Consider the following 16,389-nt stretch of genomic DNA (forward strand, 5'->3'; position numbering starts at 1 on the left):
GCCACACCGCTTGCGACCGGATCACCCCCAACAATTCCAACCCCGTCATGGGCCCAGCCCGGGAGATGTCATGTCACGCCATCTGAGTTCCACCGCCTTGCCAAGCCCCGGCGCCCGCTTCCGCGCGGCGCTGGAAGCCAACCGTCCGCTGCCCATCGTCGGCACCATCAATGCCTATACCGCCATCATGGCCGAGCGCGTCGGGCATCAGGCGATCTACCTGTCCGGTGGTGGCGTAGCCAACGCCTCCTACGGCCTGCCGGACCTGGGCATGACCAGCATGAATGACGTGCTGGAAGACGCGCGCCGCATCACCGCCGCCAGCGAGCTGCCGCTGCTGGTGGACATCGATACCGGCTGGGGCGGCGCCTTCAACATCGCACGCACCATTCAGGAGATGGAGCGCGCCGGCGTGGCGGCCGTGCACCTGGAAGACCAGGTCGCCCAGAAGCGCTGCGGACATCGCCCCAACAAGGCCATCGTCTCCAGTCAGGAAATGGTCGATCGCATCAAGGCGGCCGCCGATGCCCGCCGTGATGACGACTTCTATCTGATCGCGCGTACCGATGCCTTCCAGAAGGAAGGGCTCGAGGCCGCCGTGGCGCGTGCCAATGCCTGTGTCGAGGCCGGGGCGGATGCCATCTTCGCCGAGGCGGTGCATACCCTCGAGGACTACCGCGCCTTCTGCGAGGGCGTCGACGCGCCGATTCTGGCCAACATCACCGAATTCGGCGCCACGCCGCTGTTCAATCAGCGCGAGCTGGGCGACGTCGGCTGCCGGATGGTGCTCTATCCGCTGTCGGCCTTCCGCGCCATGAACGCCGCCGCCCTCAAGGTCTACCAGAACATCCACGACAAGGGTGACCAGAAGGACGTGGTCGACGACATGCAGACCCGCATGGAGCTCTACGACTTCCTCGATTACCACACCTTCGAGCAGAAGCTGGACACCCTGTTCGAGGCCGAAAGCCGCAAGGATTGATGCCAGACGCTCGAGACGGACGCCATGTCTCGCATCAGGAGGCCACTGGCTTCACGGGCCGGCACTTCCGGCCCGACCGTTTCTCCCTCGCTGGCAAACGCCTGGCCGGCGAGGGGCTTGACGCTTTATGCCCTACAAGAAAAAGAACAACTCAATGACGTCACTGCCAAGGAGATCGCGCCATGTCAGATACCACCGCTACCCCGAGCCCTAGTGCCTCCAGCGGCCTGCGCGGCCAGAGTGCCGGCGAGACCGCCCTGTGCACCGTCGGCCAGACCGGCTCCGGCCTGCGCTATCGCGGCTACGATCTGGAGGATCTCGCCGCCCACGCAAGCTTTGAAGAAGTCGCCTATCTGCTGCTCAAGGGCAAGCTGCCCAATCGCGAAGAACTGGACGCCTACATCGCGCGCCTCAAGGGCCTGCGTGGCCTGCCGGATGCCCTGAAGGCAGTACTGGAGCAGATTCCGGCCAGCGCCCATCCGATGGACGTGATGCGCACCGGCTGCTCGATGCTCGGCAATCTGGAGACCGAAGAGAGCTTCGATGAGCAGTCCGACCAGGCCGACCGCATGCTGGCCGTGTTCCCGTCGATCATCAATTACTGGTATCGCTTCAGCCATGATGGCGTGCGCATCGACACCGAGACCGATGACGACTCCATCGGCGCGCACTTCCTGCACCTTTTGCACGGCGAGGCCCCCAGCGAGCTGCATGCCGCGGTGATGAATACCTCGCTGATCCTCTATGCCGAGCACGAATTCAATGCCTCGACCTTCACCGCGCGTGTCTGCGCCTCGACGCTCTCCGACCTGCACTCCTGTGTGACCGGGGCCATCGGCTCGCTGCGCGGACCGCTGCATGGCGGTGCCAACGAGGCGGCGATGGCGATGATCGAGCACTGGCGCTCACCGGAGGAAGCCGAGCGCGAGATTCTCGGCATGCTGGAGCGCCGCGAGAAGATCATGGGCTTCGGCCACGCCATCTACCGTGAACGTGACCCGCGCAACGCCATCATCAAGGAGTGGTCACGCAAGTTGTCCGAGGATGTGGGCGACACTCAGCTCTACGCCGTCTCCGAGCGCGTCGAAGCCGTGATGTGGCGCGAGAAGAAGCTGTTCTGCAATGCCGACTTCTTCCACGCCAGCGCCTATCACTTCATGGGCATTCCCACCAAGTTGTTCACGCCGATCTTCGTCTGTTCACGCCTGACCGGCTGGGCGGCGCATGTCTTCGAGCAACGCGCCAACAATCGCATCATCCGCCCGAGCGCCGATTACACCGGCCCGAAGCATTGCGACTGGCTGCCCATCGAGCAGCGCGACTGACCCTTTCCTCGGCCAGTCAGCGTGCTGGCCGATCGTTTGCTTGACCGCCTGATGAGTCCGGATGCCCATGAATACCGAGTATCGCAAACCCCTGCCTGGCACGGCGTCACCGGGTACCCCGGTCGACTACTTCGATGCGCGTGCCGCCGTGGAAGACATCGCCCCCGGCGCCTACGCCGGTCTGCCCTATACCTCACGCGTACTGGCCGAGAACCTGGTGCGTCGCTGCCCGCCGGATCAACTGCGTGACAGCCTCGTGCAATTGATCGAACGTCGGCGTGATCTCGATTTCCCCTGGTACCCCGCGCGCGTCGTGTGCCATGACATCCTCGGTCAGACCGCGCTGGTCGACCTGGCCGGCCTGCGCGATGCCATCGCCGAGCGCGGCGGAGACCCGGCCAAGGTCAATCCGGTGGTGCCGACCCAGTTGATCGTCGACCACTCGCTGGCGGTGGAGCACGCCGGCTTCGACAAGGGCGCCTTCGCCAAGAACCGCGCCATCGAGGAGCGGCGCAACGAGGACCGCTTCCACTTCATCGACTGGACGCGTCAGGCCTTCGAGAACATCGACGTGATTCCGCCGGGCAACGGCATCATGCACCAGATCAATCTGGAGCGGATGTCGCCGGTGATCGAGTCGCGCGCCGATGAGAAGGGCCATCAAGTCGCCTTCCCGGATACCCTGGTGGGCACCGACAGCCACACGCCGCATGTCGATGCGCTGGGCGTGATCGCCGTCGGCGTCGGCGGGCTCGAGGCCGAGAGCGTGATGCTGGGGCGTGCCTCCTACATGCGTCTGCCGGACATCATCGGCGTGCGCCTCACCGGGCGTCCGCAGCCGGGCATCACCGCCACCGACATCGTGCTGGCGCTGACCGAATTCCTGCGCGCCGAGAAGGTTGTCTCCTCCTATCTGGAATTCTTCGGCGAAGGCGCGGCCAGCCTCACCCTGGGCGATCGCGCCACCATCTCCAACATGACGCCGGAGTACGGCGCCACGGCGGCGATGTTCTACATCGACCAGCAGACGCTGGACTATCTGACGCTGACCGGACGCGAGCCGGAGAACATCGCGCTGGTCGAGCGCTACGCGCGTGAGACCGGGCTGTGGGCCGACGAGAGCGGTCATATCGAAGGCGCGGTGGAATATGAGCGCGAGCTGACCTTCGACCTGTCCTCGGTGGTGCGCACCCTGGCGGGCCCCTCCAACCCGCACAGTCGCGTGCCGACCAGTGAACTGGCCGCACGCGGGATCTCCGGGGTGATCGAGCATGAGCAGGACGAGGACGGGCGCGACCTGATGCCGGATGGCGCGGTGATCATCGCCGCCATCACCAGCTGCACCAACACCTCGAATCCGCGCAATGTCATTGCCGCCGGCCTGCTGGCCAGACGCGCCAATGCGCTGGGGCTGACGCGCAAGCCGTGGGTCAAGACCTCGCTGGCGCCGGGCTCCAAGGCCGTGCAGCTGTATCTGGAAGAGGCGGAACTGCTGCCGGAACTCGAACAGCTCGGCTTCGGCATCGTCGGCTTCGCCTGTACCACCTGCAATGGCATGAGCGGTGCGCTGGACCCGGCGATCCAGCAGGAAATCGTCGAGCGTGATCTCTATTCCACCGCGGTGCTGTCCGGCAACCGCAACTTCGATGGTCGTATCCACCCCTACGCCAAGCAGGCCTTCCTGGCCTCGCCGCCGCTGGTGGTCGCCTACGCCATCGCCGGCACCATCCGCTTCGATATCGAGAAGGATGTTCTCGGGCATGCGCCGGACGGCTCGCCGATCATGCTCAAGGACCTGTGGCCGAGCGACGAGGAGATCGACGCCATCGTCGGCTCCAGCGTCAAGCCGGACCACTTCCGTCAGGTCTACATCCCGATGTTCGAGGCCCGTCAGGATCGCGACGACACGACCAGTCCGCTCTACGACTGGCGCGAGATGAGCACCTACATCCGTCGTCCGCCGTACTGGGAAGGCGGCCTGGCCAGCGCACCGACGCTCAAGGGCATGCGGGCACTGGCGGTGCTGGGGGACAACATCACCACCGATCACCTGTCGCCCTCCAATGCCATCATGGCCAGCAGTGCGGCGGGTGAGTATCTGGCCGCGATGGGCCTGCCGGAGGAGGACTTCAATTCCTACGCCACTCACCGCGGTGATCACCTCACCGCGCAGCGGGCCACCTTCGCCAATCCCAAGCTGATCAACGAGATGGCCGTGGTGGAAGGGGCGGACGGCAAGCGCGAGATAAAGCAGGGCTCGCTCACGCGCCTGGAGCCGGAAGGCAAGGTGGTACGCATGTGGGAGGCCATCGAGGCCTACATGCAGCGCAAGCAGCCGTTGATCATCATCGCGGGCGCGGATTACGGCCAGGGCTCGTCGCGTGACTGGGCGGCCAAGGGCGTGCGGCTGGCGGGCGTCGAGGCCATCGTCGCGGAAGGTTTCGAGCGTATCCACCGCACCAATCTGGTCGGCATGGGCGTGATGCCGCTGCAGTTCGCCGCCGGTACCACGCGCAAGACGCTGGCGCTGGATGGCAGCGAGATCTACGCCGTCGAAGGCGAGCCGGCGCCGGGGGCAGAACTCACGCTGGTGATCGAGCGCACCGCCGGCGACAAGGCAGGCCAGCTCGAGCGCGTGCCGGTCACCTGCCGTCTCGATACCCGTGAGGAAGTCTCCATCTACTCGGCGGGCGGCGTGCTGCAGCGCTTCGCCGAAGACTTTCTGAGCTCCCAGGCACCGGGCGAGCCGGCGGCGGAGGTATCGGCATGAGCCAGCAGGCACAGCTCAGGATTCCCGCCACCTATCTGCGTGGCGGCACCAGCAAGGGCGTGTTCTTCCTGCGCGATGAGCTGCCGGAAGCGGCGCAGGTGCCGGGCCCGGCGCGTGATGCCCTGCTGTTGCGCGTGATCGGCAGCCCCGACCCCTACGCCAAGCAGATCGACGGCATGGGGGGCGCGACCTCCAGCACCAGCAAGACGGTGATCATCAGTCGCAGCGAACAGCCGGACCACGACGTCGACTATCTGTTCGGCCAGGTCTCCATCGACTCGCCCTTCGTCGACTGGAGCGGCAACTGCGGCAATCTCTCGGCGGCGGTCGGGCCCTTCGCCATCGAGAAGGGCCTGGTGCCGGTCGAGCGCCTGCCGCGTGATGGCATCGCCGAGGTGCGTATCTGGCAGGCCAACATCGCCAAGACCATCATCGCTCGGGTGCCGATGTGTGAGGGGCGCGTCCAGGAAAGCGGCGACTTCGCCCTGGATGGCGTGACTTTCCCGGCTGCCGAAGTGGCGGTCGCCTTCCGCGACCCCGCCGCCGGCGAGGGCAGCATGTTCCCCACCGGCAATGTGGTCGATACGCTGGAAGTGCCGGAATCGGTGGTCGCGGGCGGGCGGATCCAGGCGACCCTGATCAATGCCGGCATCCCGACCATCTTCGTCGCTGCCCGCGATCTCGGCTATCAGGGCACCGAGCTGCAGGAGGCGATCAACGCGGATGGCGAGGCCCTCGCGCGCCTCGAGACATTGCGCGCCCACGGCGCACTGCGCATGGGGCTGATCCAGGAGCTGGGCGAGGCCGCCAGACGTCAGCACACCCCCAAGGTCGCCTTCGTGGCACCGCCGGTGGATCACGTCGTCTCCAGTGGTCGCGAGATCAAGGCCGACGAGATCGACGTGCTGATTCGCGCCGTGTCGATGGGCAAGCTGCACCACGCCATGATGGGCACCGCGGCCGTCGCCATCGCCGCTGCGGCCGCGGTGCCCGGCACGCTGGTCAATCTTGCCGCCGGTGGCGGGGCCGATGCTGAGTCTGGGGTCGGACAGACTGGCACCGCGCGTGACTCGGTGTGCTTCGGACATCCCTCCGGCACGCTCAGGGTCGGCGCGAGTGCCCATCGTCAGTCACCTTCGGGTCAGGACGGTGACGACCAGCAAGGCGAGGGCGAATGGACCGTCAGTGAGGCCGTGATGAGTCGCAGCGCGCGTATCCTGATGGAAGGCTGGGTGCGGGTGCCGGCGGAGACCTTGATGCGCTAGCGCCGGTATTGGCAGGCGATGGTCTACTGTCAATATATCTCTCTTGATATTCCTCCTGCGGCATCCCGATGAAAGCCGGCCTGGCATGCATGTGCAGAGGGCCGGCTTTCGCGTTTCCGTGGTGAGGACACAGGTATTTCGGGGGATGTGCCGGCATCGCGGGAGATGCATGCGAGCAAAGACGATCCACGACAGGAGGTCACACATGAGCACGCCATCCTCTGATCAGACGGGCGACAGCCGTCTCAGCGCCACTCAAGCCAGTACAAGTCAGGCCAGTACCAACCAGGCCAGCACCAATCAAGCCAGTACCAATCAGGCCAGCGCCAACCAGCGCCCGGACTATGACCCGGAGCTGCAGCAGATCGCCGACTATGTGCTGGGGTATTGCGATGGTCTGCATACCGCGGATGCGGATGCGGATACGGATGCGGATACGGATGTGGATGGCCTGGCCGGTAAGAGCGAGCGCTCAGGTCCCTCGGCAGAGGCGATGGACACCGCTCGCCTGTGTCTGATGGATACCCTCGGCTGCGGCATCCTGGCGCTGCGCTTCCCGGAATGCACCAAGCATCTCGGGCCGCTGGTGGCCGAGACCGTGGTGCCGCATGGTGCGCGGGTGCCCGGCACCGCCTTCAGTCTCGATCCCGTCAAGGCGGCGTGGGATATCGGCTGCACCATCCGCTGGCTGGATTACAACGACACCTGGCTGGCGGCGGAGTGGGGGCATCCCTCGGACAATCTCGGCGGCATTCTGGCGGTGGCGGACCACCTCTCGCGCCAGCGTGTCGCGCTGGGCAAGCCGCCCCTGGTGATGCGCGATGTGCTGGAGAGCATGGTGATGGCTCACGAGATCCAGGGCGTGCTGGCGCTGGACAACAGCTTCAATCGCGTCGGGCTCGACCATGTCATGCTGGTCAAGGTGGCGACCACCGCCGTGACGGCGCGCTTGATGGGGGCGAATCGCGAGCAGTTGCTGTCGGCGCTGTCGCACGCCTTCGTCGATGGCCAGAGTCTGCGCACCTATCGCCATGCGCCCAATGCGGGCTCGCGCAAGAGCTGGGCGGCGGGGGACGCCACCTCGCGGGGCGTGCGGCTGGCGGACATCGCCCTGCGTGGCGAGATGGGCGTCCCCGGCGCTCTCAGTGCGCCGCAGTGGGGCTTCAATGATGTCTCCTTCAGTCACGGCAATAGCGATCTCGCGCTCAAGCCTGAAGACGAACGGCACCTGACGCTGGCGCGCCCTCTGGGCAGCTATGTGATGGAGAACGTGCTCTTCAAGGTCTCCTTCCCGGCTGAATTCCATGCCCAGACCGCCGCCGAGGCGGCCGTCCAGCTCCATCCCGAGGTGCGCGACCGGCTCGAGGAGATCGAGCGCATCGAGATCACCACCCACGAATCGGCGATCCGCATCATCTCCAAGCAGGGCGCGCTCGCCAATGCGGCGGACCGCGATCACTGCCTGCAATACATGGTCGCGGTGCCGCTGATCTTCGGCGAGTTGAACGCGGACCACTATGAAGATGGCTTCCATGCCGCTTACCCGGAGATCGACCGGCTGCGTGACAGAATGGTCGTCAAGGAAGAGGCGCGCTTCACCCGCGAGTATCTGGAAGCCGACAAGCGCTCGATCGCCAATGCCCTGCGGGTAGTCTTTTACGATGGCAGTGCCACCGAGCAGGTGACGGTGGAATACCCGCTGGGACATCGTCGGCGGCGTGAAGAGTCGCTCGTTCCGCTCGAGGACAAGTGCCGGGCCAATCTGGCCACCTGCTTCCCACCCACGCGGTGCGACACCTTGATGGCGTTGCTGGGCGATCGCGAGCGACTCGAAGCACTGCCGGTGCACGAGTTCATGGCGCATTGGGTGCCGTGAGGTTGCCAGTCGCATGATGCCCCGTTGGCAATCAGTCATCCAATTGACTGGTGCCGTCATCCGGTATGGGTAAACTGGAAGCGGATTGCACAGGAAGATCGACAGGGGCGCTTGCAAAGACTCGCCGGAGAGCGGGACAACGCCTGCCGGGCCTTCATTGCAAAGGCATCATCACAAGGGACTCATCATGAAAACATTTCTGCTGCTGGGCGCCATCGCGCTGATCGTCATCTACGTGATCTCGATCTACAACAAGCTGGTCAGCCTCAAGGCGCGCTTCGAGAATGCCTTCGCGCAGATAGAGGTGCAGCTCAAGCGGCGCTACGACCTGATTCCCAATCTGGTCGAGACGGCCAAGGGCTATCTGAGTCATGAGCGTGGCACCTTGGAAGAAGTGATCAATGCCCGCAACAAGGCGATGGCCGCCTTGAATGCCGCAGCGGCGCATCCCGGCAGCATGGACAAGCTGGCCAGTCTGGCCGGTGCCGAGCAGGGGCTGGCAGCGAGTCTGGGCAAGCTGGATGTGGTGGTCGAGGCCTATCCGGAGCTCAAAGCGGACCAGACCATGAGCGACCTGATGGAAGAGCTGACCGCCACCGAGAACCGCGTCGCCTTCGCGCGTCAGGCCTACAACGATGCCGTCACCGACTACAACGTCTATCGCCAGAGCTTCCCGCAGGTGGTGTTCGCGCCGACCTTCGGTCATCGCAGTGATGCAGGCCTGCTGGCCTTCGATGACAGCGTGAAGATTCGCCAGGCCCCGGATGTCAGCTTCTCTTGAGTCGACCGGTTGATGCTTCTCTCGCAGCGGCCTTGCGCTGTGATCCTGACTGGGTAGATGGCGAGCGCGAATGAATTTCTATCATGAGCAGGACAGTGCGCGGCGTCGTACGCGGCTATTGCTGCTGGCCTTCACGGCCATGTCGCTGGTGGTGTCTCTTGCCGCCGGCGCCGTGGTGCATGTCGCGATCAGCAGTTTCCTGGGGCGTCCGGCCTCCACGACGTTTGAATATGTCTGGCCAGTGGCGAGCATCATCTTTCTGTGCAATGCACTGGTCGCGGCGCGTGAGCTGCGGCGTCTGCAGCAGGGCGGTGCGGTCGTGGCCGCACGCCTGGGCGGCAAGCTGGTGGATGTCGAGACCCAGGACTCGAGCGAGCGGCGGGCACTGAATGTCGTGGAAGAGATGGCGATCGCCGCCAATCTGCCCACGCCGCAGCTGTTCCTGCTGCCGCATGAGGCGATGATCAATGCCTTCGCGGCGGGCTATCGGCCCCATGATGCGGTGATCGCGCTGAGTCGCGGGGCGTTGGAGCAGCTGGATCGCAACGAGCTGCAGGGCGTGGTCGCTCACGAGTTCGCCCATATCGCCAATGGCGATATTCGCCTCAACCTGCGTCTGGCGAGTGCGGTCCACGGCCTGGTGTTTCTCTCCGAGGCGGGGCGCTTCCTGATGGGGGCGGGGCGCATCGGCTTCGTGTTGGGCAGGGCGCGCTCCTCCGGTTCCGACAGGAAAGGCGGCATGCCACAGCTGATGCTGGTAGGTGTGGCGCTGTGGTTGCTCGGCAGTCTCGGCGGGCTGGGCGGCAGGCTGTTGCAACGCGGGGTCGCGCGCTCACGCGAATATCTCGCCGATGCCAGTGCAGTGCGCCTGACGCGTTTCCCGGATGGCATCGCCTCGGCCCTCAAGCGTATCGGTGGCATGGGCTGGCAGGGGCGCATCCAGCATCCGCGCGCCATGACCTACAACCACCTCTTCTTCGTCGAAGCGCGTCCGCCATGGCTGACGGGCTGGTTCGACTCGCATCCGCCGCTGGATGAACGCATCAAGCGCCTGGAACCCCGTTGGGACAGACAATATCTGAGCGCGCGCCAGCAACCGGTGCATACCTTCGAGCAGCAGGGGCCCATCGGGGCCGAAGTGCTTGGCGGGGTCATGGCGGGTATCGCCGGCGCGGCCGTCATGGGCGAGCTGTCGCGTTCCCGGGGTGAACTCGAGAACCTGACGCTGTCGCGCTTTCTCTGCCCGCAGCTGGTGGTGGCGATGATCGCGCCTTCGGAGCTCACCCGGCGTGGGGTCTGGCTCACCGAGCTTGAGCGTCAGCATGACTGGCTGGATGGCAAGCGCGTGCGCGAGGCGCGGCGCAAGCTCGAGTCCTTGCCGCGGGTCGAGTGGATCCCCTTGCTCAATCGGTTGATACCGCGCTGGCGGGAAGCGGATGAGCGCGCGCATCGCATGCTCAAGGCGCAGACACCTCCGCAGGACATGTTCATCTGGTGTCTGTGGCAGTTGCTGCTGGAGTCACTGGACCCGCGAATCGATCGCAAGAGTGACTCGCTGGCCCTGCAGCAATGCCAGCCGGCCTGTCAGCATTGGCTCGTGCTGATGGTCGGACTTATCGACGATGAAGCGCTGCGCGAGGACATCTTCCTGGATGCCAGTGCAGAACTTGGTCTGGCGCTTGCGTATCCGCAGTCGCAACCGGATGGGGATAACCCTGCGCTGCGCTGCCGTCATCTTACGCAGCTGGCTCACCTGCGCCCGATGGACAAGCAGCGCTGGTTCGCGGCGCTTGCCCAGGTGGTGCATGCCGATCAGAAGCTTGCAGAGGAAGAGGTAGCCCTGCTGACTCTGCTGGCGCGCGTCATGCAGCTGCCGGAGGCGCGTCTGGAAGCGGCGCTTGAGACACAGTCGCATTCGCGTGGTGGCTGGCAGGCGCGCCCAGTGTCACGACCCGCGGACGGCAAGGCGGTCTGAGTATCGACCAGGCGAGTGGCTGTTTTCTGCGTCAAAGCCCTTGCCATCAAGCCGATTCCTGCGTAAAGTACGCATCCGCTGCCGGGGACGCATGGCCTTACCAGCGGTGAAAGAGGTTTGCAGGTGATTGTTTTGCTTGGTGTTTTTGAAGTCCGCTTCTAAACCATCGGTTGACAATCCCGGGCGATTCGCTAGAATACGCCGCACTCCTTACGGAACAGGTGATCGAGCAACGCTCCTCACCGCTTGATGATGCTTAGAGGCAGTCGACCGACTCATCATCAAGTGCTTGACTTCTCAAGCGTTCCGGGTAGAATATGCCTCCTCGCTTAGCAGCGACGCTCTTTAAAAATTTGATCAGGTAATTCGTGTGAGCGCTTGCCGATGAGTGGTGACAAGGTCACCAAATATCGGAGCAAGCCTCTCACGAGAAGTTTGACTCTGAACCAAGTTTGGTCTGCTTAACAGACTATCAAGCTTTCAACTGAAGAGTTTGATCATGGCTCAGATTGAACGCTGGCGGCAGGCTTAACACATGCAAGTCGAGCGGAAACGATCCTAGCTTGCTAGGAGGCGTCGAGCGGCGGACGGGTGAGTAATGCATGGGAATCTGCCCGATAGTGGGGGACAACCTGGGGAAACTCAGGCTAATACCGCATACGTCCTACGGGAGAAAGCAGGGGATCTTCGGACCTTGCGCTATCGGATGAGCCCATGTCGGATTAGCTTGTTGGTGAGGTAATGGCTCACCAAGGCGACGATCCGTAGCTGGTCTGAGAGGATGATCAGCCACACTGGGACTGAGACACGGCCCAGACTCCTACGGGAGGCAGCAGTGGGGAATATTGGACAATGGGCGAAAGCCTGATCCAGCCATGCCGCGTGTGTGAAGAAGGCCTTCGGGTTGTAAAGCACTTTCAGCGAGGAAGAACGCCTTGGGATTAATACTCCCGAGGAAAGACATCACTCGCAGAAGAAGCACCGGCTAACTCCGTGCCAGCAGCCGCGGTAATACGGAGGGTGCAAGCGTTAATCGGAATTACTGGGCGTAAAGCGCGCGTAGGTGGCTAAGTCAGCCAGGTGTGAAAGCCCCGGGCTCAACCTGGGAACGGCATCTGGAACTGCTTGGCTAGAGTGCAGGAGAGGAAGGTAGAATTCCCGGTGTAGCGGTGAAATGCGTAGAGATCGGGAGGAATACCAGTGGCGAAGGCGGCCTTCTGGACTGACACTGACACTGAGGTGCGAAAGCGTGGGTAGCAAACAGGATTAGATACCCTGGTAGTCCACGCCGTAAACGATGTCAACTAGCCGTTGGGTCCCTTGAGGACTTAGTGGCGCAGCTAACGCAATAAGTTGACCGCCTGGGGAGTACGGCCGCAAGGTTAAAACTCAAATGAATTGACGGGGGCCCGCACAAGCGGTGGAGCATGTGGTTTAATTCGATGCAACGCGAAGAACCTTACCTACCCTTGACATCCAGAGGACTTTCCAGAGATGGATTGGTGCCTTCGGGAACTCTGAGACAGGTGCTGCATGGCTGTCGTCAGCTCGTGTTGTGAAATGTTGGGTTAAGTCCCGTAACGAGCGCAACCCCTATCCTTATTTGCCAGCGAGTAATGTCGGGAACTCTAAGGAGACTGCCGGTGACAAACCGGAGGAAGGTGGGGACGACGTCAAGTCATCATGGCCCTTACGGGTAGGGCTACACACGTGCTACAATGGCAAGTACAAAGGGTTGCAATACTGCGAAGTGGAGCCAATCCCATAAAGCTTGCCTCAGTCCGGATTGGAGTCTGCAACTCGACTCCATGAAGTCGGAATCGCTAGTAATCGTGGATCAGAATGCCACGGTGAATACGTTCCCGGGCCTTGTACACACCGCCCGTCACACCATGGGAGTGGACTGCACCAGAAGTGGTTAGCCTAACCTTCGGGAGGGCGATCACCACGGTGTGGTTCATGACTGGGGTGAAGTCGTAACAAGGTAGCCCTAGGGGAACCTGGGGCTGGATCACCTCCTTATCGACACTGTCTATCGCTCGCGGCAAGTGCTCACAACGAATTACCTGATCAAGTTAGTTTATCGAGTAGTAGTGTCGGGTCTGTAGCTCAGTTGGTTAGAGCGCACCCCTGATAAGGGTGAGGTCGGCAGTTCAAATCTGCCCAGACCCACCAAAAGCTTCGTGCTTTTGTCGACACGGTTTTGCCGACTTTGGGGCCATAGCTCAGCTGGGAGAGCGCCTGCCTTGCACGCAGGAGGTCAGCGGTTCGATCCCGCTTGGCTCCACCATGAAAGTCCGGTTCAGCTTCTACTACCTGATAACGCTGCACAGTCCACAGTGACAAGCATATCGCCTTCCTCGTGAAGGTTGTGTGACTTCTCACTGTTCTCTGAACAGCCGCTCTTTAACAATGTGAATCATGCTGACGATAGATGTGTGCGCCAAGCGCATGTCTATCAAAACGATATGTCGGAGAGGTCCGACAGATTCGTAATCCTTGACAGACCCCTTGGGGTTATATGGTCAAGCGATTAAGCGCATACGGTGGATGCCTTGGCAGCCAGAGGCGATGAAGGACGTGATAGCCTGCGATAAGCGTTGGCGAGGTGGCAAATACCCTGCGACCCAACGATTTCCGAATGGGGAAACCCACTCACCATCAGGTGAGTATCTATAGGCCAATACATAACCTATAGAGGCAAACCCGGGGAACTGAAACATCTAAGTACCCGGAGGAAAAGAAATCAACCGAGATTCCCCAAGTAGCGGCGAGCGAACGGGGACCAGCCCTTAAGCGTGACAACTGACAGACGAACAAGCTGGGAAGCTTGACGATACAGGGTGATAGTCCCGTAGTCGAAGTCTGAGTCACGTGAAATCGAGTAGGTCGGGGCACGAGAAACCTTGACTGAACATGGGGGGACCATCCTCCAAGGCTAAATACTCCTGGCTGACCGATAGTGAACCAGTACCGTGAGGGAAAGGCGAAAAGAACCCCGGCGAGGGGAGTGAAATAGATCCTGAAACCGTATGCGTACAAGCAGTGGGAGCACCTTCGTGGTGTGACCGCGTACCTTTTGTATAATGGGTCAGCGACTTATATTCTGTGGCGAGCTTAACCGTATAGGGGAGGCGTAGGGAAACCGAGTCTTAACTGGGCGACCAGTCGCAGGGTATAGACCCGAAACCGGGCGATCTATCCATGGCCAGGGTGAAGATTGAGTAACATCAATTGGAGGCCCGAACCCAAGTATGTTGAAAAATGCTGGGATGAGCTGTGGATCGGAGTGAAAGGCTAATCAAGCCCGGAGATAGCTGGTTCTCCTCGAAAGCTATTTAGGTAGCGCCTCACGTATCACCGCTGGGGGTAGAGCACTGTTTCGGCTAGGGGGTCATCCCGACTTACCAACCCGAGGCAAACTCCGAATACCAGTGAGTGCAGCGTGGGAGACACACAGCGGGTGCTAACGTCCGTTGTGAAAAGGGAAACAACCCAGACCGTCAGCTAAGGTCCCAAAATCCTGATTAAGTGGGAAACGATGTGGGAAGGCTCAGACAGCTAGGAGGTTGGCTTAGAAGCAGCCATCCTTTAAAGAAAGCGTAATAGCTCACTAGTCGAGTCGGCCTGCGCGGAAGATATAACGGGGCTAAATCAGGTACCGAAGCTACGGGTTCATCCTCTGGATGAGCGGTAGAGGAGCGTCGTGTAAGCCAATGAAGGTGGATTGAGAAGTCTGCTGGAGGTATCACGAGTGCGAATGCTGACATGAGTAACGATAAGGGGAGTGAAAAACTCCCCCGCCGGAAGACCAAGGTTTTCTGTTCTACGTTAATCGGAGCAGAGTGAGTCGGCCCCTAAGGCGAGGCGGAAACGCGTAGTCGATGGGAAACGGGTTAATATTCCCGTACCGGATGTGGTTGCGATGGGGGGACGAAGAAGGCTAGGTGAGCCAGGCGTTGGTTGTCCTGGTGAAAGCATGTAGGCCGAGGAATCAGGCAAATCCGGTTCCTCTGAGGTCGAGATGCGAGACGAACTGACCACGGTCAGGAAGTCATCGATGCCACGCTTCCAGGAAAAGCCTCTAAGCTTCAGATCACATGCGACCGTACCCCAAACCGACACAGGTGGTCAGGTAGAGAATACCAAGGCGCTTGAGAGAACTCGGGTGAAGGAACTAGGCAAAATGGCACCGTAACTTCGGGAGAAGGTGCACCGGTTCGAGTGAAGGACTTGCTCCGTAAGCTCCTACCGGTCGAAGATACCAGGTGGCTGCAACTGTTTATTAAAAACACAGCACTCTGCAAACGCGCAAGCGGACGTATAGGGTGTGACGCCTGCCCGGTGCCGGAAGGTTAATTGATGGGGTTAGCTCACGCGAAGCTCTTGATCGAAGCCCCGGTAAACGGCGGCCGTAACTATAACGGTCCTAAGGTAGCGAAATTCCTTGTCGGGTAAGTTCCGACCTGCACGAATGGCGTAATGATGGCCACGCTGTCTCCACCCGAGACTCAGTGAAATTGAAATCGCAGTGAAGATGCTGTGTACCCGCGGCTAGACGGAAAGACCCCGTGAACCTTTACTATAGCTTTACACTGGATGCTGATGTTGTCTGTGTAGGATAGCTGGGAGGCTTTGAAACCACGTCGCCAGATGCGGTGGAGCCAACCTTGAAATACCAGCCTGACATCATTGGCGTTCTAACTCAGGTCCGTTATCCGGATCGAGGACAGTGTATGGTGGGTAGTTTGACTGGGGCGGTCTCCTCCTAAAGAGTAACGGAGGAGCACGAAGGTACCCTCAGCACGGTTGGAAATCGTGCATTGAGTGCAAGAGCATAAGGGTGCTTGACTGCGAGACAGACACGTCGAGCAGGTACGAAAGTAGGTTCTAGTGATCCGGTGGTTCTGTATGGAAGGGCCATCGCTCAACGGATAAAAGGTACTCCGGGGATAACAGGCTGATACCGCCCAAGAGTTCACATCGACGGCGGTGTTTGGCACCTCGATGTCGGCTCATCACATCCTGGGGCTGAAGTCGGTCCCAAGGGTATGGCTGTTCGCCATTTAAAGTGGTACGCGAGCTGGGTTTAGAACGTCGTGAGACAGTTCGGTCCCTATCTGCCGTGGGCGTCGGAAGTTTGAGAAGAGCTGCTCCTAGTACGAGAGGACCGGAGTGGACGAACCTCTGGTGTTCGGGTTGTCATGCCAATGGCATTGCCCGGTAGCTACGTTCGGACGGGATAACCGCTGAAAGCATCTAAGCGGGAAGCCCCCTTCAAGATGAGACTTCCCTGAGGCCTTGCGCCTCCTGAAGGGCCCTTGAAGACTACAAGGTTGATAGGCTGGGTGTGGAAGCACAGCAATGTGTTGAGCTAACCAGTACTAATTGCCCGTGAGGCTTGACCATATAACA

At 61.4% G+C, this 16,389-nt stretch carries 7 protein-coding genes, 2 tRNA genes and 2 rRNA genes; all 11 read left to right on the forward strand.

All coding sequences use genetic code 11. The features are described from left to right. Positions 1-70: 70 nt before the first annotated feature. The gene (gene prpB / locus LCW13_RS02925; RefSeq protein ID WP_043333964.1) at positions 71-982 is read left to right on the forward strand and encodes a methylisocitrate lyase; all 912 of its coding nucleotides are present in this window, start codon (positions 71-73) and stop codon (positions 980-982) included. A gap of 182 nt (positions 983-1,164) precedes the next feature. After that, complete coding sequence (gene prpC, locus LCW13_RS02930; RefSeq protein WP_225347554.1) at positions 1,165-2,307, forward strand: bifunctional 2-methylcitrate synthase/citrate synthase; 1,143 nt, start codon at positions 1,165-1,167, stop codon at positions 2,305-2,307. Between the two features lie 67 nt (positions 2,308-2,374). Beyond that, positions 2,375-5,077 carry a Fe/S-dependent 2-methylisocitrate dehydratase AcnD gene (gene acnD / locus LCW13_RS02935; protein WP_225348097.1) on the forward strand — a complete coding sequence of 901 codons (2,703 nt, stop codon included), beginning with the start codon at positions 2,375-2,377 and terminating at the stop codon, positions 5,075-5,077. Beyond that, the gene (gene prpF, locus LCW13_RS02940) at positions 5,074-6,342 is read left to right on the forward strand and encodes a 2-methylaconitate cis-trans isomerase PrpF (RefSeq protein WP_225347555.1); all 1,269 of its coding nucleotides are present in this window, start codon (positions 5,074-5,076) and stop codon (positions 6,340-6,342) included. The genes acnD and prpF overlap by 4 nt, the downstream gene beginning before the upstream one ends. Positions 6,343-6,547: 205 nt before the next feature. After that, positions 6,548-8,218, forward strand: coding sequence for a bifunctional 2-methylcitrate dehydratase/aconitate hydratase (locus LCW13_RS02945; protein WP_225347556.1), 1,671 nt, complete (start codon positions 6,548-6,550; stop codon positions 8,216-8,218). A gap of 187 nt (positions 8,219-8,405) precedes the next feature. Beyond that, positions 8,406-8,999 carry a LemA family protein gene (locus LCW13_RS02950; protein ID WP_054555402.1) on the forward strand — a complete coding sequence of 198 codons (594 nt, stop codon included), beginning with the start codon at positions 8,406-8,408 and terminating at the stop codon, positions 8,997-8,999. A 70-nt stretch (positions 9,000-9,069) separates the two neighbouring features. Further along, positions 9,070-10,974: a M48 family metallopeptidase gene (locus LCW13_RS02955; protein WP_225347557.1), complete on the forward strand. Its 1,905-nt coding sequence runs from the start codon at positions 9,070-9,072 to the stop codon at positions 10,972-10,974. Between the two features lie 481 nt (positions 10,975-11,455). Beyond that, a 16S ribosomal RNA gene (locus tag LCW13_RS02960) occupies positions 11,456-12,996 on the forward strand. Positions 12,997-13,072: 76 nt separating this feature from the next. Continuing rightward, a tRNA-Ile gene (locus tag LCW13_RS02965) sits at positions 13,073-13,149 on the forward strand. A 39-nt stretch (positions 13,150-13,188) separates the two neighbouring features. Continuing rightward, a tRNA-Ala gene (locus LCW13_RS02970) sits at positions 13,189-13,264 on the forward strand. Between the two features lie 233 nt (positions 13,265-13,497). After that, positions 13,498-16,383 (forward strand): 23S ribosomal RNA (locus LCW13_RS02975). The 16S and 23S rRNA genes sit together here with 2 tRNA genes alongside, the layout of an rRNA operon. The last annotated feature ends 6 nt before the right edge of the window (positions 16,384-16,389 follow it).

It is taken from the genome of Cobetia amphilecti (assembly GCF_020217465.1).
In the GTDB taxonomy this organism is placed as follows: domain Bacteria; phylum Pseudomonadota; class Gammaproteobacteria; order Pseudomonadales; family Halomonadaceae; genus Cobetia; species Cobetia amphilecti.

What these genes read in the sequence shown, in the direction of transcription:
- prpB (WP_043333964.1), top strand. Translation starts at nt 71, where the DNA reads ATGTCACGCCATCTGAGTTCCACCGCCTTGCCAAGCCCCGGCGCCCGC.
- prpC (WP_225347554.1), top strand. Translation starts at nt 1,165, where the DNA reads ATGTCAGATACCACCGCTACCCCGAGCCCTAGTGCCTCCAGCGGCCTG.
- acnD (WP_225348097.1), top strand. Translation starts at nt 2,375, where the DNA reads ATGAATACCGAGTATCGCAAACCCCTGCCTGGCACGGCGTCACCGGGT.
- prpF (WP_225347555.1), top strand. Translation starts at nt 5,074, where the DNA reads ATGAGCCAGCAGGCACAGCTCAGGATTCCCGCCACCTATCTGCGTGGC.
- LCW13_RS02945 (WP_225347556.1), top strand. Translation starts at nt 6,548, where the DNA reads ATGAGCACGCCATCCTCTGATCAGACGGGCGACAGCCGTCTCAGCGCC.
- LCW13_RS02950 (WP_054555402.1), top strand. Translation starts at nt 8,406, where the DNA reads ATGAAAACATTTCTGCTGCTGGGCGCCATCGCGCTGATCGTCATCTAC.
- LCW13_RS02955 (WP_225347557.1), top strand. Translation starts at nt 9,070, where the DNA reads ATGAATTTCTATCATGAGCAGGACAGTGCGCGGCGTCGTACGCGGCTA.